The organism is Magnetospirillum molischianum DSM 120, assembly GCF_000294655.1.
GTDB lineage: Bacteria > Pseudomonadota > Alphaproteobacteria > Rhodospirillales > Magnetospirillaceae > Phaeospirillum > Phaeospirillum molischianum.
This window is the reverse complement of the sequence record NZ_CAHP01000001.1, coordinates 201,765-226,599: the sequence shown is the minus strand read 5'-3', so window position 1 is coordinate 226,599 and position 24,835 is coordinate 201,765. Positions and strand designations below refer to the sequence as shown.

General features: G+C 60.1%; 29 protein-coding genes and 1 tRNA gene. 12 read left to right on the top strand and 18 right to left on the bottom strand.

Annotated elements, in window-relative coordinates:
* Positions 1-112 precede the first annotated feature (112 nt).
* The gene (locus PHAMO_RS19675) at positions 113-379 is read left to right on the top strand and encodes a hypothetical protein (protein ID WP_002725530.1); all 267 of its coding nucleotides are present in this window, start codon (positions 113-115) and stop codon (positions 377-379) included.
* 145 nt (positions 380-524) lie between these two features.
* On the opposite strand, the gene PHAMO_RS01095 is transcribed toward PHAMO_RS19675, so the two are convergent.
* Both PHAMO_RS01095 and PHAMO_RS01090 read right to left on the bottom strand, forming a co-directional pair.
* Positions 525-1,511, bottom strand: coding sequence for a hypothetical protein (locus tag PHAMO_RS01095; protein ID WP_002725529.1), 987 nt, complete (start codon positions 1,509-1,511; stop codon positions 525-527).
* A 789-nt stretch (positions 1,512-2,300) separates the two neighbouring features.
* Positions 2,301-2,582, bottom strand: coding sequence for a DUF6626 family protein (locus PHAMO_RS01090; RefSeq protein WP_002725526.1), 282 nt, complete (start codon positions 2,580-2,582; stop codon positions 2,301-2,303).
* Between the two features lie 92 nt (positions 2,583-2,674).
* Here PHAMO_RS01090 and PHAMO_RS01085 point away from each other — a divergent pair, with 92 nt between their 5' ends.
* On the top strand, positions 2,675-2,854 hold the full coding sequence (locus tag PHAMO_RS01085) for a hypothetical protein (RefSeq protein WP_002725524.1): 180 nt from the start codon (positions 2,675-2,677) through the stop codon (positions 2,852-2,854).
* A gap of 344 nt (positions 2,855-3,198) precedes the next feature.
* Here the strand turns inward: PHAMO_RS01085 and PHAMO_RS01080 are convergent, their stop codons facing one another.
* Positions 3,199-3,420 (bottom strand): hypothetical protein, encoded by a 222-nt coding sequence (locus tag PHAMO_RS01080; RefSeq protein ID WP_155801438.1) that lies wholly within the window; start codon positions 3,418-3,420, stop codon positions 3,199-3,201.
* Positions 3,421-3,808: 388 nt separating this feature from the next.
* On the opposite strand from PHAMO_RS01080, the gene PHAMO_RS01075 reads away from it, so the two are divergent.
* From PHAMO_RS01075 to PHAMO_RS01060, 4 genes are all read left to right on the top strand, one after another.
* Positions 3,809-4,699: an HNH endonuclease gene (locus tag PHAMO_RS01075; protein WP_040565998.1), complete on the top strand. Its 891-nt coding sequence runs from the start codon at positions 3,809-3,811 to the stop codon at positions 4,697-4,699.
* A gap of 450 nt (positions 4,700-5,149) precedes the next feature.
* On the top strand, positions 5,150-5,470 hold the full coding sequence (locus PHAMO_RS01070) for a hypothetical protein (protein ID WP_235720763.1): 321 nt from the start codon (positions 5,150-5,152) through the stop codon (positions 5,468-5,470).
* Between the two features lie 129 nt (positions 5,471-5,599).
* On the top strand, positions 5,600-6,166 hold the full coding sequence (locus PHAMO_RS01065) for a tyrosine-type recombinase/integrase (protein ID WP_002725517.1): 567 nt from the start codon (positions 5,600-5,602) through the stop codon (positions 6,164-6,166).
* Between the two features lie 324 nt (positions 6,167-6,490).
* The gene (locus PHAMO_RS01060; protein ID WP_002725516.1) at positions 6,491-6,931 is read left to right on the top strand and encodes a hypothetical protein; all 441 of its coding nucleotides are present in this window, start codon (positions 6,491-6,493) and stop codon (positions 6,929-6,931) included.
* A gap of 201 nt (positions 6,932-7,132) precedes the next feature.
* Here the strand turns inward: PHAMO_RS01060 and PHAMO_RS01055 are convergent, their stop codons facing one another.
* Together PHAMO_RS01055 and PHAMO_RS01050 are read right to left on the bottom strand one after the other, a co-directional pair.
* Positions 7,133-8,563 carry a tyrosine-type recombinase/integrase gene (locus PHAMO_RS01055; RefSeq protein ID WP_235720762.1) on the bottom strand — a complete coding sequence of 477 codons (1,431 nt, stop codon included), beginning with the start codon at positions 8,561-8,563 and terminating at the stop codon, positions 7,133-7,135.
* 39 nt (positions 8,564-8,602) lie between these two features.
* A tRNA-Arg gene (locus tag PHAMO_RS01050) sits at positions 8,603-8,679 on the bottom strand.
* A gap of 162 nt (positions 8,680-8,841) precedes the next feature.
* Here PHAMO_RS01050 and PHAMO_RS01045 point away from each other — a divergent pair.
* Complete coding sequence (locus PHAMO_RS01045; RefSeq protein ID WP_002725513.1) at positions 8,842-9,039, top strand: hypothetical protein; 198 nt, start codon at positions 8,842-8,844, stop codon at positions 9,037-9,039.
* 12 nt (positions 9,040-9,051) lie between these two features.
* Here PHAMO_RS01045 and PHAMO_RS01040 read toward each other — a convergent pair whose 3' ends face one another.
* The gene (locus PHAMO_RS01040) at positions 9,052-9,465 is read right to left on the bottom strand and encodes a hypothetical protein (RefSeq protein WP_002725511.1); all 414 of its coding nucleotides are present in this window, start codon (positions 9,463-9,465) and stop codon (positions 9,052-9,054) included.
* Between the two features lie 93 nt (positions 9,466-9,558).
* A complete protein-coding gene (locus PHAMO_RS01035; protein ID WP_002725510.1) occupies positions 9,559-10,341 on the bottom strand; it encodes an alpha/beta hydrolase in 783 nt (260 codons plus the stop codon).
* Positions 10,342-10,368: 27 nt separating this feature from the next.
* Here PHAMO_RS01035 and PHAMO_RS01030 point away from each other — a divergent pair, with 27 nt between their 5' ends.
* On the top strand, positions 10,369-11,565 hold the full coding sequence (locus PHAMO_RS01030; RefSeq protein WP_002725508.1) for a glycosyltransferase family 4 protein: 1,197 nt from the start codon (positions 10,369-10,371) through the stop codon (positions 11,563-11,565).
* Positions 11,562-12,491: a glycosyltransferase family 9 protein gene (locus tag PHAMO_RS01025; protein ID WP_002725506.1), complete on the top strand. Its 930-nt coding sequence runs from the start codon at positions 11,562-11,564 to the stop codon at positions 12,489-12,491. Before PHAMO_RS01030 ends, PHAMO_RS01025 begins: the two co-directional genes overlap by 4 nt.
* A 132-nt stretch (positions 12,492-12,623) precedes the next feature.
* Here PHAMO_RS01025 and PHAMO_RS01020 read toward each other — a convergent pair whose 3' ends face one another.
* From PHAMO_RS01020 to PHAMO_RS01005, 4 genes are all read right to left on the bottom strand, one after another.
* A complete protein-coding gene (locus PHAMO_RS01020) occupies positions 12,624-13,148 on the bottom strand; it encodes an iron transporter (RefSeq protein ID WP_002725503.1) in 525 nt (174 codons plus the stop codon).
* 77 nt (positions 13,149-13,225) lie between these two features.
* Positions 13,226-14,674 (bottom strand): 4Fe-4S binding protein, encoded by a 1,449-nt coding sequence (locus PHAMO_RS01015; protein WP_002725501.1) that lies wholly within the window; start codon positions 14,672-14,674, stop codon positions 13,226-13,228.
* Entirely contained in the window at positions 14,671-15,852 is a 1,182-nt protein-coding gene (locus PHAMO_RS01010) for an FTR1 family iron permease (RefSeq protein ID WP_002725499.1), read from the bottom strand. The genes PHAMO_RS01015 and PHAMO_RS01010 overlap by 4 nt, the downstream gene beginning before the upstream one ends.
* Positions 15,849-16,271 carry a hypothetical protein gene (locus tag PHAMO_RS01005; RefSeq protein ID WP_002725497.1) on the bottom strand — a complete coding sequence of 141 codons (423 nt, stop codon included), beginning with the start codon at positions 16,269-16,271 and terminating at the stop codon, positions 15,849-15,851. Before PHAMO_RS01005 ends, PHAMO_RS01010 begins: the two co-directional genes overlap by 4 nt.
* Positions 16,272-16,454: 183 nt before the next feature.
* Here PHAMO_RS01005 and cobF point away from each other — a divergent pair, with 183 nt between their 5' ends.
* The gene (gene cobF / locus PHAMO_RS01000; RefSeq protein WP_040566029.1) at positions 16,455-17,225 is read left to right on the top strand and encodes a precorrin-6A synthase (deacetylating); all 771 of its coding nucleotides are present in this window, start codon (positions 16,455-16,457) and stop codon (positions 17,223-17,225) included.
* Between the two features lie 65 nt (positions 17,226-17,290).
* Here the strand turns inward: cobF and PHAMO_RS00995 are convergent, their stop codons facing one another.
* The 7 genes from PHAMO_RS00995 to PHAMO_RS00965 all read right to left on the bottom strand — a co-directional run bounded on the left by PHAMO_RS00995 (position 17,291) and on the right by PHAMO_RS00965 (position 22,676).
* Positions 17,291-18,172, bottom strand: coding sequence for an S-methyl-5'-thioadenosine phosphorylase (locus PHAMO_RS00995; RefSeq protein ID WP_002725492.1), 882 nt, complete (start codon positions 18,170-18,172; stop codon positions 17,291-17,293).
* A gap of 157 nt (positions 18,173-18,329) precedes the next feature.
* Positions 18,330-19,061: a lysophospholipid acyltransferase family protein gene (locus PHAMO_RS00990; protein WP_002725490.1), complete on the bottom strand. Its 732-nt coding sequence runs from the start codon at positions 19,059-19,061 to the stop codon at positions 18,330-18,332.
* Positions 19,058-19,690, bottom strand: a complete 633-nt coding sequence (locus tag PHAMO_RS00985; RefSeq protein WP_002725488.1) for a YdcF family protein — start codon at positions 19,688-19,690, stop codon at positions 19,058-19,060. Before PHAMO_RS00985 ends, PHAMO_RS00990 begins: the two co-directional genes overlap by 4 nt.
* Complete coding sequence (locus PHAMO_RS00980) at positions 19,687-20,577, bottom strand: cell division protein FtsX (RefSeq protein ID WP_002725486.1); 891 nt, start codon at positions 20,575-20,577, stop codon at positions 19,687-19,689. Before PHAMO_RS00980 ends, PHAMO_RS00985 begins: the two co-directional genes overlap by 4 nt.
* A 4-nt stretch (positions 20,578-20,581) precedes the next feature.
* Entirely contained in the window at positions 20,582-21,271 is a 690-nt protein-coding gene (gene ftsE / locus PHAMO_RS00975; protein ID WP_002725484.1) for a cell division ATP-binding protein FtsE, read from the bottom strand.
* Between the two features lie 91 nt (positions 21,272-21,362).
* Entirely contained in the window at positions 21,363-22,184 is an 822-nt protein-coding gene (locus PHAMO_RS00970; protein WP_002725483.1) for a uracil-DNA glycosylase, read from the bottom strand.
* 3 nt (positions 22,185-22,187) lie between these two features.
* Positions 22,188-22,676 carry an FxsA family protein gene (locus PHAMO_RS00965; protein WP_002725481.1) on the bottom strand — a complete coding sequence of 163 codons (489 nt, stop codon included), beginning with the start codon at positions 22,674-22,676 and terminating at the stop codon, positions 22,188-22,190.
* Between the two features lie 124 nt (positions 22,677-22,800).
* On the opposite strand from PHAMO_RS00965, the gene PHAMO_RS00960 reads away from it, so the two are divergent.
* Together PHAMO_RS00960 and mltA are read left to right on the top strand one after the other, a co-directional pair.
* Positions 22,801-23,457: a Tim44/TimA family putative adaptor protein gene (locus PHAMO_RS00960; RefSeq protein ID WP_002725479.1), complete on the top strand. Its 657-nt coding sequence runs from the start codon at positions 22,801-22,803 to the stop codon at positions 23,455-23,457.
* Between the two features lie 14 nt (positions 23,458-23,471).
* On the top strand, positions 23,472-24,659 hold the full coding sequence (gene mltA / locus PHAMO_RS00955; protein WP_002725478.1) for a murein transglycosylase A: 1,188 nt from the start codon (positions 23,472-23,474) through the stop codon (positions 24,657-24,659).
* Positions 24,660-24,835: the final 176 nt, after the last annotated feature.

Sequence of the window (24,835 nt, the reverse complement as noted above, 5' to 3'; positions counted from 1 at the left end):
CCTTTCTGGACTGTACCGTACTTCCTTATATGTGCCGAAAATGTGCGGAGCCTCAGAAGGGGGGATTACCGGATGATGCAGGGCGCATCCGGGCATAATTGACCACCCTTAAATGGGCGCGCTCCGGGTATCGGATCATCCGTTCGGCTCGACCGACCTGATGCCGGTCGCGCAGTTGAAAGAAAGCCTCGATATCGCCGAGGGAGTGGCCCAGGTCAAGACGATCCGCCAGCGAGCGAACGTCACCAAAGCCAAGCCCGAAACATCAAGGATGGGCCTTCACACTCGGATTCTCACGCTGTTCCCACTTACAAAGCGGGCAGTGGCGAGAAAGGAGAGGAGACGACCCTCGAACAGAGAGGGATCTGGAACGGAATGAAATCAACCTAAGCCTGACGCAATCCCGATCCGAACGGCGCGGTTCGATCCGGCTGCCTCCCGCTGGCCATGGCACCGAGCCCCACCTCATTAGCGGACGACATGGCTTTGTCCCACCATCCCGGTTCTCCTGGTTTCGGCGCTTCCTAAGCAGCCGGGAATGCCGAGGAATCCACCTTCGGCCTTTCCAGTGCGGTCGGCGTCGTGGTTTTCATCCGCTCGACAATAGTATCGCTTCTCTGCCCCAAGGCAGGGACAGACGGCACCGGAGTGCCAGGACGATCCTTGAAAGCATCGGGAAATTGCCGCCGGTATTCCTGCGCCTGCGGGGTTGCTTCGTACCTGCGCCATTTGACCTGCTCTTCCGGCATCCACCTCGCCGGGTTGCCGGTCGCCATGTCGGCTTCGTCGCGCCGCCGGTTGGCGATACCCACTTGGCTGTTACCATTGCTGGGCGGGTTGGAACCATACAGAATTTCCTTGCGCATGGTGGCACGATCGCCATCGACCATAGCGCCCGACGCCTTCGGCGCGGCGACACCATTGTAGCGCATGGAGGTCAAGGCACCTTCCTGACGGGAATTGCGCAACTGTTCCACATAGGCGCTGGCATCCTGTTCATTCCAGCCCCGCTTCAGGGCTTCCTGCTTGACGGTTTTCAGCGCGGCTTCGCGATATTCGGGCAGCTTGTCGAAGGCTTGCGCCTTCATCCGCTCTTCCGACAGGGTGAAGCCGAATTTGTTGTTCTCGGGGGCGTCCTTGCCTGAGGAAAATGCTGGGATCAACTTTCTGGCTTCCTTGGCTTTCTGCCTTTCACTTAAGGACGAATCATTGAGTTTTTCGGTAAGACTTTGAAGGAGTTGCCATTCTTCCGGTTTGAATCGATACGGAGCATTCTTGTCTCCCGTGATCTCGGCACCGATCGCCTCCGGCTTCCGTAAAACAAATTTTCCGTCTTTCCCTTGAACAGCCAGGGCGACACCAACGCCCATGGTCGGGATGCCTTTGTCATCCGTATAGATACGATTCGCCATCCCTTCTCGGGCTTTCAAGTGGTTCCACATCTCAGCTTCATACTGGGATCGGGACAGCTTGACCGTGGGCAAAGGATTATGCGCGCGTCGTTCCGTCATTTTGGTCTCCGTTGAAAACAAAAAAAGCCCGCTCCGATTGGAGCGGGCTGTGGGCGAAATACCCAAATGCCGTCAAACTACGGCAATTTTCCTAACGATGAGCTTGAATGTAACCAATAAATATAAGTATATTTGCTTAAAATAAGTCATTCACAACAATGAACGCCCAATCACTAATGTGATGGATATTTTGAAGCTTTTCGCCCTTCCCATCGAACCATGTCAGCATCGCCGTACTGCCATCGAAACGATGGCGGTATGAACCAGCAGCCACACAGTCGCGGCTATGGTTCAGGAAGAATGCGGGCGCACCTGTGGCGTTGGCGTGGCTAAGTTAGTTCTTCTTTTGTTCGAAGACAACCGCCCGTTTCGGCAGCATATTCCCGGTGCTGCCGGGGCGCTGATAAAGCGCGATGGCCTTATCGTCGGCGTAGAGATGGTCGGTCTTTCTCGCACAGGCCACTTCACGGTCAACACCCAAAACGGGTAGAAGCTGTGCAAATGCACAACACACAGCATATGAATTGCCATTTCGCAATTCATATGGCCGCTAATTACTTGGAATATAAGAAGAAAATGGCGTCCCGGAAGGGATTCGAACCCCTGACCTACGGTTTAGGAAAGTGTAGCGCTATTTTTTCGTATTTAATATCAGCGCATTATAAGCTTATTGGCCTATTGTGAAATGATTGTGAAATGGAGGCGCGGAAAAGATGAGGTTTCCAGGCTTGCCCAGCGCGTGATTATGCGGGCCAGCCACCCCCGCGCAACGGACAAAATGGCGGCGGGCTATACGCCCTCTTCCGCCATGAAAATTCCCGCCCAAACCCTTCCACCGATCCTGTCCAGCACCTCCGCTTGCGCCATCTGTCGTTCGGCCCGTGCCGCGACCATGGCGCGGGTCAATGCCGTTGCCAAATGGATCATCGTCTCCGGGCTGGCCGGGCGCTTGCGCGCCTTCAGGCTAGAAAGATAGCTGCGGTCACGGCCAAGCCATGTCCGGCTGAAATCGTATTGGTCGCGCGTCAAGCTGTTGGCCTTCAATTCCCCGTAAGCTTCGTATATGTCCATCTCGTTCTCCTTCTTGGTGTCCTGTGCAGCTATTTATGCCATTCGGCATAAATACACTTGCGGAACAGCGCGGATCAGAAAGGAGAATTGCGATGACGACGAAAACCGTAGAGATCGGCTTCCAGGGGCAGCGGATTGAATGGGGCGGCTTGGCCGATTACCTCACCCGCATCATCCTGTCGGGAAAACCGACGGCCAACAGGGCGCAGCCGGGACGGGCGCTCATGGAGGCAGAAATTTTTCAGAAAAATTTCCAGACCGACGAAAACTGAGCATAAATAGCAATGGCCGGTGACGGCCCATATAGCATCCACACAACGAAGTAGGCGGCGCGTAAAAGATAGAGTGCTCGAAACGACAGTAGGGCAACTTCGAGATGCAAGGGGAAAACTTTAAACCAGCGCAGAAAGGATTAGTCAGCAGAATAGCACGCTGTCTGACTAAGACTACGGTCTGTGCGCGAGAGTGCGGAATGCACGACGGATTAAGCCTTCGATATAGGACTTGGCGCAGACGCAAGTGTTAAGCGTCGCCGTAGTCGCTTGCAATCGCATAACCGCATTGAGCGTAAAGCTCAGGAGGGACGCTTCTACAGGTAAGGAATTCGGATGCCGCCTTAACTGAAGCGAATTAACACGGCGACGGGTAACGTCTTCTCTCCCCCACTGTCAGGCGCTTCCCAGGGAAGTTCACCGGCCAGGACATCATAGGTGTTCTCCGGTAGTTTGGCAGTGGGGGGAGAAATGTGGCTTCTTGGCAACGCCACATTGTAAATCATCCTAAATAGCCAATCAGAGAGATCGGCGAAATCGATCAAGAGATCGGCGAAATCGATCAAGAGATCGCCAGAGATCACAGAGATCGGTTAGGCCAAATAGAAATCACCAACAACACGGCTCGAAGGGCTCTTGAGGAGTTTCTTGGATAGGTTTTCAACATACCGGACAATGAACGGATATGGCCGTGGGATACAGGAAGGACCGAACACAGGAGGTGGTGGGTGCGCCTCATCCGGTCAGATCGGATCGTGTTACACGAATGGTCATCGCGGGGACCGCCATTTCTGTCGGGAAAACCGACAACGGGTTGGAGGGCGAAACGGAACGGTTCGCTGTGAAGTCGTGGCAATTGGATTGCCTCTGGTTGTGAATGGCGTTGCTGCTGTGGTAGCCTCCTAGCGGGAACGTCCATCCTTTCACAAGCTGTAGCGCAAAAAGGGATATTGAATGGGCTTGGTACGTGCGGCGCTTTCGGAACCCGATCGACGCTTTATCATCGGGCAATCCGGTGGCTGCTGCAACAAATGCAAGACACAAGTCTTCCGTGAGAATGAATTTGCCGAGAAAGCGCGCATCGGAGACGACGCGCATATTTGGGCTTATTCTAATGAGGGGCCGCGCGGCAGCGCCCCCGGTGCTCCGGCGGATCGCAATGATCGCGAAAACATCATCTTGCTATGCAAGAATTGCCACGCCGAAGTCGATCAGCAGCCGATAAAATTTGCGCCCAATGTACTCACGACAATGCGCAGAGAGCATTATGCCTGGGTAGATTGCTGCCTTGGCCAAAACCGAGTTCAGAAGCCCAGGTTCCACCACATTCTTTACCTCAACGTGCCAAGATTAGATATGTATGCCGTAGCAAATTCTATTCCTATACCACAGTTCGAATTTGATTTCGGAGCCGCACAACGTTTTCGTGACCTCGGATTCAACGCAGGGCGTGTGATGGCTAAATATTGTCATGTACTCAATGACGAGGACATGTACGCTCATCAGATTGGCGGGAATGATGATATTTCCCACCTCGATGCTGGACAATATTGTTTCATTGAGCCAGTGAATTTCCGAACAGTAGAGATCGACAACGATAATGATCTTCCGGCCGCTTGGGCTTCAGATAAATGCATTATTTACCGGAGATTCACTGAATGGACTCTTATCTGCGAGATTCAACCCCGATGGATCACAACGTCAACGGCGGATTCGACGCTTAGATCGGGATGGGCGAAACTGTGTGGCGTTGTGCGAATCAGTAGGATCAATTTCGGGGCGCGCAAGGTCTATGTTTCACCCCTGTTTCTCGCGCAGCCGGAAGGTATTTTTGATGCCAATTGACCATGCTGTTGCCCAAGCGCACTTTGCAACCTATGACCCCGCTGCCCCCATAAGCAAGGCCGGACCAGTCTGGTGCGGGCCTATCGAGAACTGCGATGTCTGTTCCCGGCCAATGGCCTCCGAAACCTATATGATCGATGGGCCTTCAGAAGCCTCTGTGAACCCAAGATGGGGTAACCTCTGCGTCTCCTGCGCCCTAAAGCACAGCGCCGTTATCGGGTGGGGGAAGGCACAGTTATATAAGCGCCTTGATTCGACGTGGCATTTGATTGCCGGTGGCCCGCCGCCGGAAGAAGACTACAGTTTTTAGCCTAATTTCCAGAAGGAAGCGTGTTCTGCAACCTCTACCTAGTCTCCGCTAGATTGAGTCTTGGGGGGCATAGCCCACCGTGCTGAACATCAAGACAAGGTCCGCTGTCGGGAGTGAGTGCCGCGCACGAAACGGCCGGGATGAAGCGCAAAGATGTCATAGCCACATCTATAGGAAAGCTATACCACCTCAAGGGTGTTGATAAATACCTGCTGACACGGACCAGCAGGAGCGAGGAGATGCGTTTTCGAGAATTCATGGCCGAAGAGGCGACGGCCACACCATACAGCGACAGCCTGAAGCGGCAAGCGGACACGAAGGCCGATCAGGCCAAGCGGATGAAACAGGCGGCCACACTTCAGAAGAAACGCGAACAGGTCGCCAAGGCGAATGACACTGCGTGTAAACGGCAAGGCGAACTGCTGGCGCAGGCGCGGGAAACAGCCCGGGCCGGAATGTAAGAAAATCCAACTTTCTTTATATTCTGCGCTAACCGCTTATTCCGTAAGGCCAATTTCTTCGGATGCGGCCACACATCGACCGACAATATAATAATTTCCACACGGGGACTTATTATATGAGGTTTCGAGATGAAACAGGCCAAGGTGCTCAGCGAAGCGGAACTGAAGCGGGTTCTCGCCCTGGTCGCCTCCCAGCGCCACGCAGCCCGCAACCGCATGGCCGTGATGCTCAGCTTCTATGCCGGAATGCGCGTCGGTGAGATCGCGGCCCTGACCATCGGCGATGTGCTGGATGGGGAAGGGCGCATTCGGGACCAAATCATCCTGCGGGCGGAAACCACCAAGACGGCCGAGGCGCGGACGGTGTTCGTGAACGGCAAGCTGCGCCGGGAATTCGAGCGTTACCAATCGTGTTACACGAATGGCGATCGCGGGAGGCCGTTCTTGATGACGCAGAAGGACACGGCATTCTCCCCCAACACCCTGTGCCAGCTTTTCGGCCGTATCTACACGGACGCGGGAATTGACGGAGCGAGTAGCCATTCGGGGCGGCGCTGGTTTATCACCCGGTTGGCCCACTCGGGCGTGTCACCGAAGGTCATCATGACACTGGCCGGTCATCGCAACCTCAGCACCACCCAGCGCTATATCGAGGTCAACGACCATATGATGCGGGCGGCGGTCGAGGGGCTGTAGGCCGCATCGCTCAAGGCCCTTCTCACATACATGATGTATGTGAAATCGAATTTTCATCGCCTAATCAGGCGTTTGCAGGCCCGGCCCGAGGGGCTGTAGGCCGCTCGTCAGACTGTCCCGAACATACATGATGTATGTTCCCGGCCATGGAGAGCGCCAAAGCGTCCACCTGCCTCCGCGCTTTCGCCCCTGCGCTTACTTGCAAGTAAGTGATCGGACCGGGGGCCAACATACTTCAAGTATGTTCGGCGACAGTTCATCCACAGGTAGCGATCGATCTCCAGCGGCACTACAATTCTCTATATGGTTGTCATGGAGACGGAAATGGGAAACCTGGAGAAGCTGAAGCTCGTTGAAGCGACACGGTATCAAGCCAATACGCCGGGAGCGGCCATGCGGGCCAAGATGGTCGATGCGCTGAACCGGCAGATCGAAGCGGCCGAAGCGATGCTGAAGGGTGAATTGTTCCAGCGGCGGCGGCAAAGCTGGGTCGAGGATGCGGAAACCGGCACGAAAGTCCTCAAGGACATGCCGGTGCGTTTCCGCCCCTGGTATTGGCGCGACGAGAAGGGCGGGTATTTGGTGGAAATCCGCTACGGCAACAAGCGGCTGGAATTGAAGCCCAAATTGTCCACCGTTCAGGTCGGCGCGACCGACAATCTCGTTCCCACCTTGACGCTGATCCGTGACGCGGTGCTGGCGGGCGAACTGGACAAACAGCTTGCAGCGGCCAAAGGCCGCTACGGCAAGAAGCTCAAGCCCTGATCTGAAGCAGCCCCGGCGATCTTGCGGGGCTGTTTCTGTGACTGGCCAATCGTGTCACACGGCTGGCCCTGTCGGGAAACCCGACAAACCCATCACCCCAGAACGCCCCGGATACACGTGATGGCAGCCGCGCTACATAGGCGCATGACAGGGCCGAACTCGCAGCCAGAATGCGCCACAACGCGATTGGCGACAGGCAGATCAGTCTTCACCCTTCTGTCGAGGGCGTTTCCGAGGTTTTTCCAGCGGATTTTCCACGCCCATCCAATCGAGCTTGGTGGACAACTCGTTGGCACGGCTGACTGCGGTATCGTGGCCATAATGGGCATGAACGACTTCCGGCGAGTTGCCCATGTTGTTGGCGATCAGCCGAATATCCACCCCGGCATTGAGCTTCAGCGTGGCGTAGGTGTGGCGCAGGCTGTAGGGAACGAATGGCTTGCCGACTTGGTCGGCTTTAAAGCCGAGAACCCGGCACATGGTTGAAAACTGCCGCTTGAACGATTTGACCGCCTGCCCGGTTTCCTGATCGGCCAGGATGTAATCGTCATCGCCCCGAAATGTGCTGTGCATTCGGAACGCCACAAGCTTTGTCATGGCGAAATTATCGCACCGCACATCCCGCTTTCCTGTTTTCGTTCCGGGTGGAACGGTCACGATCAGGTGGTCCACGCCATCGACCGTTTCATGGCGTAAATGCTTCCACTTCAGCTTGGAATGTTCGCGTCCAGGGCGCATGCCTGTCCCGAGGATCAGATAAACGAAGACGTTGAAGACCAAGCGGTCCTGATCGACCAGATCAAGCTGGGATGACAGCCCCGTCTCTGCCTCCCTGACCTTGGCGCGCGTGCTTTCGGCACAGTAGGCCAGGATTTTTTCGACCTGATCTTGGGTAAAGGCGGGATAACGGTTTTCCAGGACAACCTTGCGGGATTTCGAGCGAGGGGTTCCGATCACCGGCCTGCGGGAAGCTGGCAGATGATCGTGTTCGACCGCATAGGCGAAAATCTGCCGCAGAACGGTGTCTTCGCTGTAGGCTTTTGACCGGCTCCCCATCTTCTTGGCCCGGACATAGATCTTGCCGTCCTTGCGCTCGATGGTTTCGCGAGCTTCTTGAGACCCCGGCCCCGTTGTCCAGTAGGATTTGCGCCATTGCTCATAGTCCCGCAAGACCTGCTGGGTAATCTCCGTGATCTTGAACTTGCCCAAATAGGGGATGTGGTAGCGCTGAACGATGGTCGTGTAGTCGTGGATTGTTCGCGGATTATCGCCTTCGGCGATTGAACTCAGCCACCGCTCGGCCACGCGCTTGAACGTTGCTGCCGTGGGATCCTGACCGCGCGCGGTCAGCACCTTGACCATTATCTTATGCTCTCGCGCCCAGGCCAGCGCCTTGTCCAAATCGGTCTGCCGGGTGCTGATAGCTTGGCACTTGCCGTTCACATGCTGAATGCGCGCCTGCCAGAAGCTGCTGCCGGGGCGCTGATAGAGCGCGATGGTCTTGTCATCGGCGTAGACATAGTCGGTCTTTTTCGCACGGGCCATTTCACAATCCACTACTAAAGCGCGTATAAAATTGTGCAAATTTCCCGCATAGCATATGTTAAATGAGTGTGAATTGCTATTTCGCAATTCACCTTGACGCTAACTGACTGAAATATAAGGAGAATTTGGCGTCCCGGAAGGGATTCGAACCCCTGACCTACGGTTTAGGAAACCGTTGCTCTATCCTGCTGAGCTACCGGGACGCGAGCGCTTTTAGAGCGCGGGGGTTATAGCATTATCGCAAGGGGGGACGGAAGCCCCGATCGGACAAAACGCCACATGCACCGTCATGGTTTGACGCTTGCGCAGCAAGACGGGGCCGGGCATAGTCCGCGGCCCAACAATACCAACGAAAGGTATAGAGTATGAGCGGTTGGCGCACTCATGAAGGTCAACATTCAGACCGACAGCCGATCAAACGGTCGAAAGACGAAAAGCTGCGCCTGTTGCAGCGTCTGAAAGAAGAGCAGGCATCTTTCAAGCCCTGGGCCGCCGCTTCGGTCAAGTCCGCCCTGGCCAAGCGCATTGCCGATCTCGAATTCGAGTTGGCCGCCTCGCGCTAAAGGTGCGTGCGCTTATTCCGGACGACATTCCCGGTCGTTAAGACGCGTTTCGACCAATTCAGGGAAGTTCGGAATCATCATCCCCTTATGCTGGTAAATCGTCGCGGTGGTTCCGCCCTCGTCACGAACAAAGTCGGTGACGAGGAATATCTCGGCATGGAACACCGCTTCGAGCGTGCCTGTCAGAACAGCACGACTGTTATCGTCAACGATTGCGCATCGGTAGTGGTAATTGGGGCCAGTGGCGCACCACGACATCATCCGTGCCAATCGGGGACACGCCGCGGCAGGCGACATGCCGAGGTGGATCGTTTTGATCACCTCGGCATTGGCCCTTAGCGAATCCGGGCTGTGTTCAGGGCTGACGACCGAGCATGCCGACAGAACCAGAGCGATGGCCGCAAGAGAAAACGGGATGCCGAGCATCCTCACCCGATCCAACGAAACGACAGACAAAACCACACCCCATCGAAACAGGTGATAGATCCCGAGCTGATTTTAACTGGGTTGAGAGCAAGATTAAACGATCAGATCTTCGACCGTGCGAGACAGCCGCTCCAAATCTTCAGGCCGCGACAAACGATGATCTCCGTCCTTGACCAGGCAGACTTCAACCGCATCCGAAGCCAGCATCTCGGCAAAATGCAACGATGTCCGCCACGGCACGTCGCTATCGCGCTGACCGTGGATCAGCCTGACCGGACAATACAGATTAATAAAGTCACGCAGCAAAAGGTGATTACGCCCGTCATCGATCAACGAGCGACGGAAGCGCCAATGCGGCTCGGCTCCATTATTATCATCACCAAGCGCGATCTCGCCGGTTTCAAGCAAGGTCCGCCGCTGCTCGACATCGAGATCGGCCCACACCAAATCCTCGGTAAAATCGAGTGCGGCGGCGATCCCGACCAGCCCGACCACACGGGCGCGCAACTCCAACGCGGCCAGAGTCGCGATCCATCCGCCTAGGCTGGAGCCGACCAGAATCTGCGGCCCCGGCGCCAGCGCCTCGATCACCGCCACCGCATCGGCAGCCCAGCGACCAATCGTGCCGTCAAGGAGATCTCCCGATGAACCGCCATGACCAAACGCATCGAAGCGCAAGAAAGCCTGTCCGCGAGCGCGGCAAAGATCCTCAAGCGCCAAAGCTTTCCCGCCGCTCATGTCAGAGCGATAGCCGTGGAGAAAGACCACGCCAGGGTTTTTTCCTTCTAACCTGCTGTAGGAGATTGTCGCGCCGTCGGGGCGTGATAATATCCCGCGCTCGGTGAGACCAACCTCGCCGTCCTTGATCGCCGTCATGGCTTTTGCTCTCGTTTCCGGATGTCCATGGACCAAGCAGTCCCCTTTGTCGCGCCCCTGTCGGGCTCCCGTCCGCCCGTGGTGTTGCAGGTGCTGCCCGCTCTGGTCACCGGCGGCGTCGAACGTGGCACCATTGATGTTGCCGCCGCCCTTGCCGAAGCGGGGTGGACAGCCATCGTCGCCTCGGAAGGCGGGCCAATGGCGCGCGAGCTGTCCCGCGTCGGTGCAGAGCATATCACCCTCCCGCTCGCCAGCAAGAACCCGTTGACGATCCGACGCAACGCCGATCGGTTGTCTGAGTTGATCGAGCAACGCGGTGTTGATATCGTCCACGCTCGCTCGCGCGCACCGGCCTGGAGCGCCTGGATGGCTGCGGGACGAACCAATCGTCATTTCGTCACCACCTTCCACGGCACCTATAATCTGGGCTGGTTTGGGCTGAAGAACCGATACAATTCGGTGATGACTCGCGGCGAGCGGGTGATCGCGATTTCCGAATTCATCGCCGAACATGCCTGGCGCATCTACGGGGTCGATCCCGAGCGTATTCGAGTAGTGCCGCGCGGCATCGATCTCAGCCGGTTCGACCCGGCGCGGGTCAGCCCCGAGCGGATCATCCAACTGGCGCAAAAATGGCGGCTGCCCGACGGGTATCAGGTCATCATGCTACCGGGACGCCTGACCCGCTGGAAAGGTCAAGCGGTGCTGATCGAAGCAATGGCCCTGCTCGATCGCCGCGATCTACGCTGCCTGCTGGTCGGTTCGGACCAGGGCCGCACCGATTATCGCGATTATCTCGTCGATTTGGTCCACCGTCGCCGCCTGGGCGACATTGTTCACCTTGCCGGGGAATGCAATGACATGCCGGCGGCCTATATGCTGACAGACGTGGTGGTGTCGGCCTCGACCGATCCCGAGGCGTTCGGCCGGGTCGCCGTCGAGGGGCAGGCGATGGGCCGGGCGGTGATCGCCACCGACCACGGTGCCAGCGCCGAAACCGTGCTGCCCGGTCAAACCGGGTGGCTGACCCCACCCGGCGATGCCGAAGCCCTAGCCAAGGCACTCGACCGGTTCCTGGCGCTGAATTCCGATGGGCGCGACAGCATGGCCCGCCGCGCCATGGACCATGTTCGTGCCAAATTCACCAAGGAAACCATGTGCGCCCGCACCTTGGCGGTCTATGACGAGGTGTTGAGCCAGCCAGTTCCCCTACGCCTGCCGTGACGCCCCGGCGCATCCTGGTCATCAAGCTGGGAGCGCTGGGCGACTTCGTTCAGGCGCTGGGCCCGTTCGCGGCGATCCGCGCCCGTTTTCCCACCGCGTCGATCACTCTGCTGACCACCCGCCCATTCGTCGGACTGGCCCGCGCCTGCCCGTGGTTCGACGAAGTCTGGATCGACGACAAGCCCCGGTTCTGGCAGATCCGCCGCCTGCTGACCCTGCGGCGGCGATTGCGGGGCGGTGGTTTCGACCGGGTTTACGATCTTCAAACCTCGGATCGCTCGTCCAGCTATTTCCGCCTGATCGGCGGAACCGTCGAATGGTCGGGCATCGCCCGTGGCTGCTCGCACCCGCACGCCAACCCCAACCGCGACCGGATGCACACAATCGAGCGTCAGCGCGAGCAGTTGGCAATGGCCGGGATTCCCGATGTGCCGCCGCCGGATCTGTCATGGGTCGCCGCCGGAACCACTACCGATTTCGGCCTTGGCGATCCATACGTGCTGATCTGCCCCGGTGGAGCCGCCCACCGCCCGGCCAAGCGTTGGCCCGCCGAACGATTCGGCGCGGTCGCGGCACGGCTGACCAAACGCGGACTGATCCCGGTTCTGCTCGGCACCGAAGCCGAAGCGGAAGCAATTGCGACAATCCGAGCCACCTGCCCCAAAGCTGTCGATCTGTCTGGACGAACCGGCTTCCTCGACATCCTGGGGCTAGGCCGCTCCGCCGTCGCCGCGATTGGCAACGATACCGGGCCGATGCACCTTATCGCTGCCGCCGGATGCCCATCGGTGGTGCTGTTCTCGGCGGATTCGAATCCCGATCTGTGCGCCCCGCGCGGCCGGGTGACGATCCTGCGCCGACCGAATCTGGCCGATCTTGGCGAAGCCGAGACAACGGCGGCGCTGATCCGACTCTTATCGGTATAATACCTCGCCCCTCATGCGCCGGGCGGGTGTCTCAACGGCCCCGCCAGATTCCGATAAAATCTGATCATCGGGATCTATAATAAGGAAGAGCATGGTCGGGGAGACGGACGCCCCCCCGACCGACTCGAAGCCTTAGTATCCGCCCTTTTTGCCGACGCTGCCGACAAAGGTGAAATCCCATTCCTGGTCGAACGCAGTCCACCACGGGCTGACGCCGGTTTCCTTGTCGGTATGGCGATAGAGGCCATGCTCGTTCGGCGGCGTGATGTGGAAGGCGACGTGATATTTGCCGGGGCCGTCCAGCTTGACGTTCGCGCCGTAATGCGGCCCGTCATTGGCGACCATCGCCATCAGATCACCCTTGGCGGAATAAGCGGGGTTATCGGGCTTGGTCACGACATACGAAATGCCCAGATTCGGAATCCATTCCCCGGCGGCAAAGCCGTTCTTGTTGCCCTTGATGGCATGGATGTCGGCTTCAAGATGGATATCGCCTTCGGAATGATGATCCATCGGCTCCATCGTCACGCCCTGGAGATAGACCGCCGCAACCCGCATCCCGTCGCGTTCGATAGCGCGGCCAATCGGACGCTCGGCGGCAAGGGCAACTCCCCCCATCAGCAGCAAAGCGACGCCGCTGGCAATCAGCTTGTTCATTTCGGACAACTCCACGGTTATTGATAGTCTGACTTAATCTCAACAAAAGGGGTGATTCGCCCCTTGCTCAGCCTGAGTCACAGGCCGAAGATCGCTGGCCACCACCCCACCCCCACGGCCAGACTGCCCACGATACCGGGCAGCAGAGCCAATGAACGCCCCGCCGGGACTAACCCCTGTGCGGCCAGGATGCGTTCACCCAAACGAATGCTCCACACCAGACCGGCAGCGAACAACGCGCCCTTGATGGCCTGAACACCTCCGGGACCGATCGGGGTCGCCGTCAGAGAATCGAACAGCTTTCCTCCCAGCCCAACCACCAGCGAGACCATCGCCACCGGAGCGTATTGGTAGCCCAACTCGACGAAGCCGCGCCGGAATCCACCATCACCGCCACAACGGGCCGCCACGAGTGCGGACAGCGCGGTCAGCCCGCCCAGCACGGCGACGGTCAGCACGGCACAGCCCACCATGAAGCCGACGATCATCACGAAATCGAGCCACAGGAACACTTCGTTACGGCCAGGATGGACACTCATCAGCCACCACGGCCCGCTATCCAGCAAACCCGACCAGCCGAAATCGACCGCACGTTCCCCCAGGGACTGGCGCCAATCCTGGAATTGAGGCAGGACCAGCCACAGGAAGCCACCGAGCGCGACGCCGGTACCGATGAACAGGAACCAGACCTCCCACGGATTGGCATGATGCTGTCGGATCGCCTCGATTTCGAGGCCAGGACGACGCAATTCAAGATGAACGCCACCGCGCGCGGTTGGGGTGACGCAGCGGAAACATTCGATGCAATGGCGCGACTCAGTCTTACGCGCCAGATCGATCATCGTCGGACAGACGCCTTTCTCGGAATACCCCTCGCCGCCCGGCAGCAGGGTACGAGGAGAGAACTGAACCGCACCCAGCCGCGAAAACACCCCAAGCAGTAGGCCGATCGGGCAGGCATGACGACACCAGGCGCGCTTGCGGCGACCGAACAGAAAGCCGCACAGGATCGCGGCAACCATCGTCCCGCCAAAGATCTCGGCGACCGCCTCGGGATGATCGCGCACACCGACGGTCTGGCCCAGGATGGTGATGATCAGAAAGCTGACCACCGGAGTTCCCTGCCAGCGCAGCCAGCCGGGGATCGCCCATTGTGGGCCGAAACGATTCCCCCACTCTGCCGCCGCCCCCATCGGGCAGAACAAACCGCACCACGACCGGCCCGTAGCGATCACCGACAGGAACACCAGCGGGAACCACAATCCCCACAGCAAATAGTTCGACAAAGACGGCAGATCGCGCCACAGGCTGGTCTGGGGCGGGACTGGCGGCGCGAACAGCGGGCCGACGATCAGCACCAGAAAGGCGACGAACATCAAACCGTGCAGCACAGGCAACCAGCGGGTCAACGGGACCAGGACCGACTCGATCCGCGATCCCGCCCGCCGCCCCCAACCCGAGATCTCGGGCTGGGGGCAGGAGCAGGACTGAGAACAGCCAGCATCGGCCTTCGTCGTCATGGTCATGCCGGGTTGACCTTACGGGCAACAAGGCCACGCCAAACCAGCCAGGGCACCAGGGGAACGACCAGGATCGCCTGGGCCAGCACGCCTTCGACGGTGGGATAGAACCCCAGCCAGCTCAGACTCGGCCACCCCGCCAGCGGAGTCACCGACAGGACATGACCGTTCTGCATCTCGACCACGCCGTTCCCGGCGAACGAAATCGCCATGTAATAGAGCAACGCGGCGGTGACACTGAAGAACAGCCGCAATGGAAGCCGGATCGACAACACCCGCATCGCGACATAGAGTGCGGCCAAGGCGACGACAGCCAGCGCCAGACCGCCAAGCAAAGCAGGCATCTGGCCGGGCGCGCCAGCGGCCAACGCCTGATAGAACAACACTGTCTCGGCCCCTTCGCGAAATACGGCCAGGAAGGCGGCAAAGCCCAGCGCGTACAGCCGCCCGCCCGACAGAGCCTGATCGACCTGACCCTGCACGTAACTCTGCCAGCGAGCCGCTTCGCGTTTGGCGAACAGCCAGTACGAGCAATAAAACAGAACGGCGGAGGCCAGCAGCATGGTGCCACCCTCCATCGCTTCCCGCCCGGCTCCCGACATCGAGAACAGCGTTGACATGCCCCAGGCCATTCCCAGACTGGCCAGCACCGCCAACCCGACGCCTTGATACACCACCACCGTCTTCTCGGCCGCGCCCGAGCGGCGCAGATAGGCGAGCAGCGCGGTGACCACCAGCATCGCCTCGAAGCCTTCGCGGACCAGGATCAGGAAGGATTGAATGAACGTCGCCAAGGCACCGCCCCCGCCGATACGTTCGGGAACCTTGTCCAGACCGTCGCGTAGAGACTGCCAGCTCGCCTGCACCTCGGCGGAGGTTCCGCCCTTGCGAATCTGTCCGATCACCTGGGCGAATCCAGCTTCAAGCTGGGATTTCAGGGCGCTGTCGGCGGCCCCAATCGTATTTTCCAGATCGCCATCGAACTGCTCGAAATACAGGGACGAAAAGCCCCGCATGGTGGGCATTTTCTGTGCCGGATCGTATTCGGCGACAAGGGAATCGCCCTTGGCCTGAACCGCGGCAATCGCGGCGGCAACGTCCAGCTGCGCGGCAAGAGAGGGGGCCGACCAGGACAGGCCGAACGTGACGATCACCGCAAGGGCGAGAAACAGGCGGCGCATCATTTTCCTTTCAGATGTCCGTCGGGACCGACTTTGTCGGCATCCAACTGCTTGGCATCGGCACGCAGGGCCTTACGGAGCGACGCCGCGACGCCGTGCAGATCGGCGCGCTTGGCTGCCTGGGACTGCAAATCATGGAACAGAGCCTCCACATCGCTGACTCGTCTGGCTCCCAAAGCCTGACGTTCGGCGATCTCCATGTTCAGCCCCTCGAAGAAATCGAAATAGCTGGCGATAGCAGCTTCCTCGGCCGCGTCGAAGTTACCCGCCTTCATCGCCGCCTCGGCGCGATCGACCTCGGCGATGACCTGTTCCGCCACTCCGGCCCAATGACCGTCGGCGGCCTGCGACAGCGACGGTTCGGCGGCCACCAAGCCCGCTACGAGCAACAAGCCCCTCAGGGAGCGTGACACGGCGCTCATCGATACATTCCCCTGCGTGACGGGGAACCCGACGACACGGCCCCCTAGATGAAAGTCATTATAATCATCATATAAACAGGCCGACAACATATTGTGATTTTCATTCGCATTCCCGTCCTGCGGTTTGAGCTGCCCCTCCCCCGCTTTGACAACGCCCAAGCGGCCATGCAGAATGGCGTGACCATGAAAACCATACTTCTTATCGGCATTGGGCCGGGCGATCCCGACGCCCTGACTCTGGCGGCAATCAAGGCGATCCGACGGGTTGACGTCTTTTTCTTTCTGGAAAAAGACGGAGATGGCAAAGACTCGCTGATTCGCTTTCGCCGCGAGGTCATCGATCAGCATCGCGGCACCCTGCCCTATCGCATTGCCTCGGGGCGCAGCCCGACGCGCGATCGCACCTCACCTGATTACACCGATGCGGTCGAGGTCTGGCGGCACCGCCGGACCGAGGAAATCGAAACCCTGATCGACGGCAAGATGGCGGATGGTGAGATCGCAGGATTCTTAGTCTGGGGCGATCCGTCGCTGTATGACGGGACGATGCAAAGCCTGCACGATTTGATCGACGGCGGGCGAACCGATATCGCCTTCGAGGTCATTCCCGGTATTACCAGCGTTCAGATGCTGACCGCGCGACACAAAATCCCGCTCAATCGAATCGGCGAGAGCATCACAATCACCACCGGCCGTCAGGTCGAAGAGTCAGACCCGGCCACGCTGAACAACGCGGTGGTGATGCTGGATTCGCGCTCCGCGTTCCGACGGCTGGAAGGATCGGGAGATGTCGATATTTATTGGGGCGGCGATGTCGGCGGCCCCGACGAAGTGCTGATCGCCGGGCGTCTTGATGACGTCGCCGACCGCATCGACGCCGCCATCGCCGAGCAGCGCACCCGCAAGGGCTGGATCATGGACGCATATCTGGTGCGCCGCCGCAGACCCGAGTAGACCTGAGCCGAANCCCCCCCTCTTTCCCATCACGACGAGGGAAAGAGGGGGAGTAACACTCGAACTTACAGGACCCGACCGGCAACCGCATCGAGGCAGGCGACCAGGGATGCGTCGCGGCCTTCGCCATGGGTGATGATCGCGTTGTCGAGCGCGGTATGGCAGCCCTTAGCGCACGGAACCGACCGACCCGTGACCTTCGGAGCCACCGTCTTGACCAGCAGGCGGGCGCGGTCGGCGTTCTCAAGCAGCACCTTGACGATGGCATCGACGGTGACAGCATCGTGATCGGGATGCCAGCAATCGTAATCGGTGACCATGGCGACGCTGGCGTAACAGATCTCGGCTTCGCGAGCGAGTTTGGCCTCGGGCATGTTGGTCATGCCGATGACGTCACAGCCCCACTGCCGATACAATTCGCTTTCGGCCTTGGTCGAGAATTGTGGGCCTTCCATCACCAGATAGGTGCCGCCGCGCACTGCGACGATTCCGGCTTCCGCCGCCGCCTGCTCGACAAGATCGGAGAGACGTTCGCAGGTCGGATGCGCCATGCTGACATGCGCGACCAGACCGGTACCGAAGAAGCTCTTGTTACGAGCGAAGGTACGATCGATGAACTGATCGACGATCACGAAAGTGCCGGGCGGCAGATCTTCTTTCAGCGACCCCACCGCCGAGACCGACAGGATTTCGGTGACACCGGCCCGCTTCATCGCGTCGATATTGGCGCGGAAGTTCAGTTCGGAGGGGGGGATGCGATGACCACGGCCGTGACGGGGCAGGAACACCAGCTTCTGCCCGTCGAGATCGCCGAACAGCAACTGATCGGAGGGCGCGCCGAACGGGCTTTCGACCGTGCGCCATTCCTTGTTGGTCAGTCCGTCAATATCGTAAACACCGCTACCGCCGATAATGCCGAGTACCGGTGTCGAAGTACCGTCTGCCATGTAACCACCCTTTCCGTATCCGAATACGAGGAAATCCCGAGGCGGTGTTAGGACAAAACCGCCTCGGATGCAACATACCCCGGCGGCATTCATCCACAGCCGCCAGCACCATGTTCCACAGACTATCCGTGCCTGTGGGTCGAATGCCGCTAAGGACCTAACTCTCCCCCAATGCGTGCCGCGCCTCGACAACGAGGCGGTCACTTGCCTCCTCGATCCGACTTTCCAGAACAGTCATGAAGGTCTTGCGGTCAAGCCCCGGCGGGATAACGGGGAGAACCTCGATGACGATCTTTCCCGGCCGCTTTAGAAAGCCGCCACGGGGCCAATAAACCCCTGAATTCAAGGCGACAGGCACCACCGGAAGATTTTGAGACCCGTATAGCATCGCCACCCCGGAATGATAGGGCAGCTTCGCCCCCGGCGCCGCGCGGGTGCCTTCGGGAAAGATCACGATCTGGCGCTTCTTGGCCGAGGCAATGAAGGCTCCCTTTACCATCTCTTTCAATGCCCGCGTGCCAGCAGAACGGTCAATCGCGATGACACCGGACTTGAACAGATACCAGCCGAAGAAAGGTATCCACAGCAATTCCTTCTTCAAAATGAAGGCGGGATCGGGAAAGACACGACGAAATGCGAAAGTTTCAAAGGTCGATTGGTGCTTCGACGCGACGATGATGGCGCCATCCGGAATGTTCTCGGCTCCGCGCAATTCCCAGGTAAGCCCTACCAGAACTCGCAGCCCCACCTCTACGCCCGACAGCCAGAACCGCGCCGCGACCACCGTCCAATGCCGTGGCATTACCAGCAACGGGATGTAGAGGGTCGATAGAATCACCGTCCAACTGCACAAATAGACGAAAAACAAGGCGGACCGAACAACGATCACAGTTTCTTCTCCGGAATCAGGGAGGGGAACAAGGGGCGGACCATCGCCACCAGATATTTGCTGTATTCAATCGTCAGCAGATGGATCGTGCCGGGCCAGCGCCACCACTGATCCTGCTTGAACGCTTCGGGGAACACCGGATGCGGAACGATCGACAGGCCCGGCATCGCACGGTGGAATTCCAGCAACGAGCGCGGCATATGGTACGCCGCCGTTACCAGCCGCAACGAACTGAACCCACCCGCTTTCATCCAGGCGGCGGTCTCGACGGCATTGCCGACGGTATCGTCGGCAGCGTGGCCCAGAGCGATGCAGCGGCCTCCGCAAGACGGCGGCGGCGCCAGGGGATGAGACAGGCGCAGCAGATCAGCCAGATCGACGCCGCGATGAACCCCCGACACGAACAACATCCGCGCCTTGCCCGCTTCCAGCAGCGCCAGGCCGCCAGACACCCGCTCGGCTCCACCAGTCAGAACCACGATGGCATCGGTAACGGTGTTGGGATCTTCAACGCTGTCGGGCAGAGCTGTCGCGAACCACAGCAACCCGCCAAGCCAAGCCGCCACCGCCGCCACCGCCAGAGCGACGGACCCGCCAATGACGCGCAGAATGATCCGCCCCGCCGTCATGGCATCCGCGCCAAGGTGCCATGGACGGTCAATCGAGCGGTCAGCATCGCCAATCCCGCCGCCAGGAACGGCAGCAGGGCGATCACGGCATAACCGAAAATGGGAAGGCCAATGCTGGGCAGAAAGCCACCTTCCAGCCGCCGCGCCGCCCAACCCAGCGCCGACAACGCCGGAACCGCCATCGCCAGACCGAACATTCCACCACCGAGGCCAAGAACGAAGGCGCGGTCGGCAAACTGGCGGGCGATGTAATCGTCATGAGCTCCGATCAGGTGCAGGACTTCGATAATATCGTGATGAACCGCCATTCCCGTTCGGGTGGCGTAAACCACCGTCGCCGAGGTGACCAGACCAATCAGACAGACCACCACGACCGCCAGCCATTCCATCGTCCGCGACAGATTGACCAGACGCGACAGCCAGACGCGGTGATCGTCGAGCGAGGCACCGGGGACGGCCGTAGACAGGCGTTCGGAGATCTCGGCGAGGTCGATGCGGGCATCGGGATCGACACTAACGTCGATCAGACGCGGCAGCGGCAGGTCGCGCACAACCTCGGTTCCGCCCAGCCACGGTTCGAGCAAAGCAAGGGTATGAGCCTTGTCCAGCGCCTTGACCGACAGCACCCCCGGCACCATACGCATCAGATCGACCGCCTGACGGACCCGATCGTCGGTGGCGGCCTCGGCCCGTTCGCCACCGGCGGGCAGCACCTGAACTGTCACCGTACCCGAGACATCATGATCCCAGCGGCTCATCACTTCTTCGACAGCGAAAGCCCCGGTCACCGCCATCGTGGCCAGGAACACCATCAGCGCGACCAGCCAGGGCAGAAAGCGGCTGGTGGCATCGCCCGCCAGCGGAAGGTCGGAATGACGACCGAACATCGGCTCAATTCACCCTGGTCACCTGGCCATGCTCCAGATGCAGGCGCGGGTTATGAGAGAAGCGCGAAACCAGCGATTCGTTATGAGTTGCGACAACGATAGTGGTTCCCAGCTTATTCAACTCCTCGAAAAGATGCATCAGCCGCATCGCGATACGGTCATCGACATTGCCGGTCGGTTCGTCGGCCAACAGCAGATCGGGCCGCCCGATCACCGCCCGTGCGATCGCCACCCGTTGCTTCTGCCCACCCGACAGGGTCGAGGGCTTGGCCCCCAGTTGGTCGGCCAAGCCGACCCAGGACAGCAATTCCGGCACATGCTTCCGAATCTCGGCCTCGCGCACGCCGCGGACACGCAGCGGCAGCGCAACATTATCAAGCGCCGTCAGGTGATCGAGCAGGCGGAATTCCTGGAACACCACCCCGATACGCCGCCGCAGGGCGGGCAATTCATACCGCCGGGTGGTGGCGATGTCGCGATCGAACAGCACGACCCGCCCCCGCGTCGGGCGCAGCCCCAGATACATCAGGCGCAGCAATGACGATTTACCCGCGCCCGAGGGGCCGGTCAGGAAATGGAACGAACCCGACGGCAGGGCGAAAGTAACGTCGCGCAAAACTTCCGGCCCCAAGCCGTAGCGCAGCCCCACGCTGTCGAAGCTAATGATATTCTCCCCACGAGGGCGATGCCGCACGGCGTCTTTCTCCCGTTCGGGCCAAAGGATGACACGGTAAGCAGGCGATGGTCCAGAGTGTCGCACGCCGCCCCGCTCTTGGCGTCAGGACTTATAACTTCTTGCTCAAAAGCAGTAAATCACGCCACGCCTCGCGCTTGGCCTCGGGCGTGCGCAGCAGGTACGCCGGATGAAACGTGGCCAGGGTCGGCACCGGACGTTGCAATCCGGGCGATCCGACCTCGAACCACTGCCCCCGCAGCCGGTTGATCCCCTCGGATCGCGCCAGCAGCGCCGAGGCGGCAGCCCCGCCCAACAGCAAAAGCAATGGCGGATCGACGAGTTCGATATGACGGATGACAAAGGGCAGGCACACCGCCACTTCATCCTGAGTCGGCTTGCGGTTGGCAGGAGGACGCCAGGGAACGACGTTGGTGATATAGACCTCGGAACGGTCCAACCCGATCGATTTCAGCATCCGGTCAAGCAGTTTTCCACTGGCGCCAATGAAGGGCACGCCCTGGCGGTCCTCTTCGTGACCCGGCGCTTCGCCGATGCACATCAGGCGCGGCTGGGCCGAGCCATCGGCGAACACCGTCGAGGTCGCCGCCTGTTTCAGCGGCAGCCCCTCGAACGCCTCCAGCGCCCGATGCAACTCGGTCAGGCTGGTGCAGGCGGCGGCAATCTGCGTCGCGGTGCCTGACGCACCGGCTCCATCCGCCTCCCGCCCCACCACGGCACGACGAGGCGAAGACGAAGACGGAGATGCCGGAACGGCGGCGGCAACCGGGCGCGGAACCGGCGGCGGCACGCTATAGCGGTCGATCGCCAGTTCCCCGATGCATTCATCGACCCCGACATCGAGATACCAACGCAAAAGATCGAAAGGATGAAGCCGACCCGATGGGCCGGCTTCCTCGCCAAGAAGGCTCATCCCTTACCCCTGCGGATCGACGCGACGGTCCACCGGCGGCGCCTTCGGATCGACCTCGTGGAAATCACCCTCGATGATCACCGGCCCGCTACGGGGACCGGCACCACGGCCCGGACCCGTCCCTGTCTGGGACACGACGACCGATGAGTTCCGCTCGATCCAGATCCACAGCGCGGCCCGAACCGGGGCAAGTAGCAGTGCCACCGCCAGGATATCCGTCAGGAAACCGGGCAGAACCAACAGAAAGCCCGCCGCCGACAGACAGAGTCCATCGAACGCCGCCTCGACCGGCATTTCCCCCTGCTCAAGCCGCGAGCGGGCATCGAACAGCACAGCCAATCCCTGCCGCCGTAAAATCGAGAGGCCAATCAGCACGGCCAGCACAGACAGCAGGATCGTCGCGCCGGCGCCGATCACCGCCGACATTTTGACCCACACCATGATCTCGGCGACCGGCAGGGCGATTACGCCCGCGAACAGCATCCAACCCATGCTTGCTCTTTCCCCCTTCACGGCTTATGTCTTGGACTAAGCCGGTGTTGCACTTCGCCGCATCCCCCCGTCCCGTAAGGGCCGGAAACAGCGGATCACCCCCAGCCTATCCCGGACTCGCTCAATGAACGACGGATTCCATTACCTCGATATCATTTTTTTCGCGATGGTCGCCGCCTTCCTCGTCCTGCGCCTGCGCAGCGTACTGGGTCGCCGTACCGGAGCAGAACACCCACCCGAACGTTGGGGAGCGGGTGAACCCGCCAACAACGTCGTCGATCTGGCCTCGGCTCGCCGGTCCGTATCGGAACCGGCCCCCGGCACACCGACCTCGCGTGGGCTGGAACAGATTCGGACGATCGATCGGTCTTTCGATCTCGATACCTTCCTGGCCGGTGCCCGCGCCGCGTTCTCGATGGTCGTCACCGCCTTTGCCGCCGGTGACCGCGAGACCCTGCGCCAACTCCTCTCGCCCGAGGTGTTCGCCAATTTCGTGTCCGTGATCGACGCTCACAGCGCGCGGGGAGAGAGCCTGACCACTGAACTGGTCTCGATCCGCACCGTCGAACCGATCGACGCCGCCGTCCGTGGTGTTTTCCTCGAAATCACCGTTCGCTTCGTCAGCGAACAGGTCAACCTGCTGCGCAATGCCGAAGGACAGGTGATCGAGGGCAACCCCGACCGAATCGTCAACGTCACCGATGAATGGACGTTCCGTCGCGATCCTCGCGCCGCCGATCCCAACTGGCTGCTGGTTGCCACCCGCACCCCGGAAGAATAGGTAGGTCGGCCATCATGCGTGCGCTGTGCGGGCTGGTCCTGCTTCTCCTGGTCTCGGCCTGCGCTCCCTTCGCACCGCAGGAACCACCCGCAGCCCCGTCCACCGGGGCGCGGATGGGATTGCAGCCGATCGGCTATGACGAACTTCCCGGCTGGTCCGAAGACAGCGCCGCCGATGTGCTGCCCGCGCTGCTGCGGACCTGCGACCGGATTCTGCGTCTGCCGACCGACCGCTCGATCGGCCATGATGGCATTGCCGGAACCGCTGCCGACTGGTACGCCCCTTGCGCCGCCGCCCGCCGGATCGCTCCCGGCGACGATGACGCGGCACGGGCAATGTTCGAAACCTTGTTTCAACCCTGGCAGGTCAGCGCCGACGGAAATACCGAAGGTCTGTTCACCGGCTATTTCGAACCCGAGATCGCCGGATCAAAGCAGCGCAAAGGCCGCTTCTCCATCCCGGTTCTGGGTAAGCCCAGCGATCTCGTCAGTGTCGATCTGGGCCGATTCCGCCCCGAGATGAAAGGCGAGCAGATCGTCGGCCGGGTCGAGGCCGGTCGGTTGCTGCCCTACCCTTCCCGCAAGGAAATCGAAAACGGCGGACTGGACGGACGGGCGCCGGTGCTGGTCTGGACCGACGATTTGGTCGATTTCGCGATAATGCAAATTCAGGGGTCGGGCCGAGTCCGCCTTGAGGACGGTTCCGTCCTGCGTCTCGGCGTTGCCGGCACCAATGGCCATAAATTTGTCGGCATCGGCAAGGTGATGCGCGACGAGGGTGTGCTGTCCGGCGACTCGTCAATGCCGGGGATTCGCGCCTGGCTGAAGGATCACCCCGATCAAGCCAACGACCTGCTCGCCCGCAACCCGCGCTATATCTTCTATGCCATCAATACCGGCGATGGCCCACTGGGAACCGAGGGGGTGGCGCTGACACCGGAGCGCTCGATGGCGATCGATCCGCGCCATATCCCGCTCGGCGCTCCGGTGTGGGTCGATACCACCACGCCCGACGGCAAGCCTCTGCGCCGCCTGATGATGGCCCAGGATACCGGGGCCGCGATCAAGGGGCCGGTGCGTGGCGACTTGTTCTGGGGCAGCGGTGCCGCCGCCTTCGCCCAAGCGGGCCGGATGAAAAGCCCCGGACGTCTGGTATTGTTCCTCCCCCAAGTCCGCACGCCGCGTCTGGCCCTGGCTCGTTAGCCACTATCGGCTTCGTGGTTTTCTAACCGTCGCTCGGCGCGTTGATGCCAAAACATCACGGGGCCAGCTGGTTTTGCGTTATCGAAGTTCATCGCGAAACGGCCTGCCCTGCGGCCTGTGAAATTGTGTTTGCAGCGCTTTTCCCGCCCATCGAAATGAGATAGTGTATATATAAT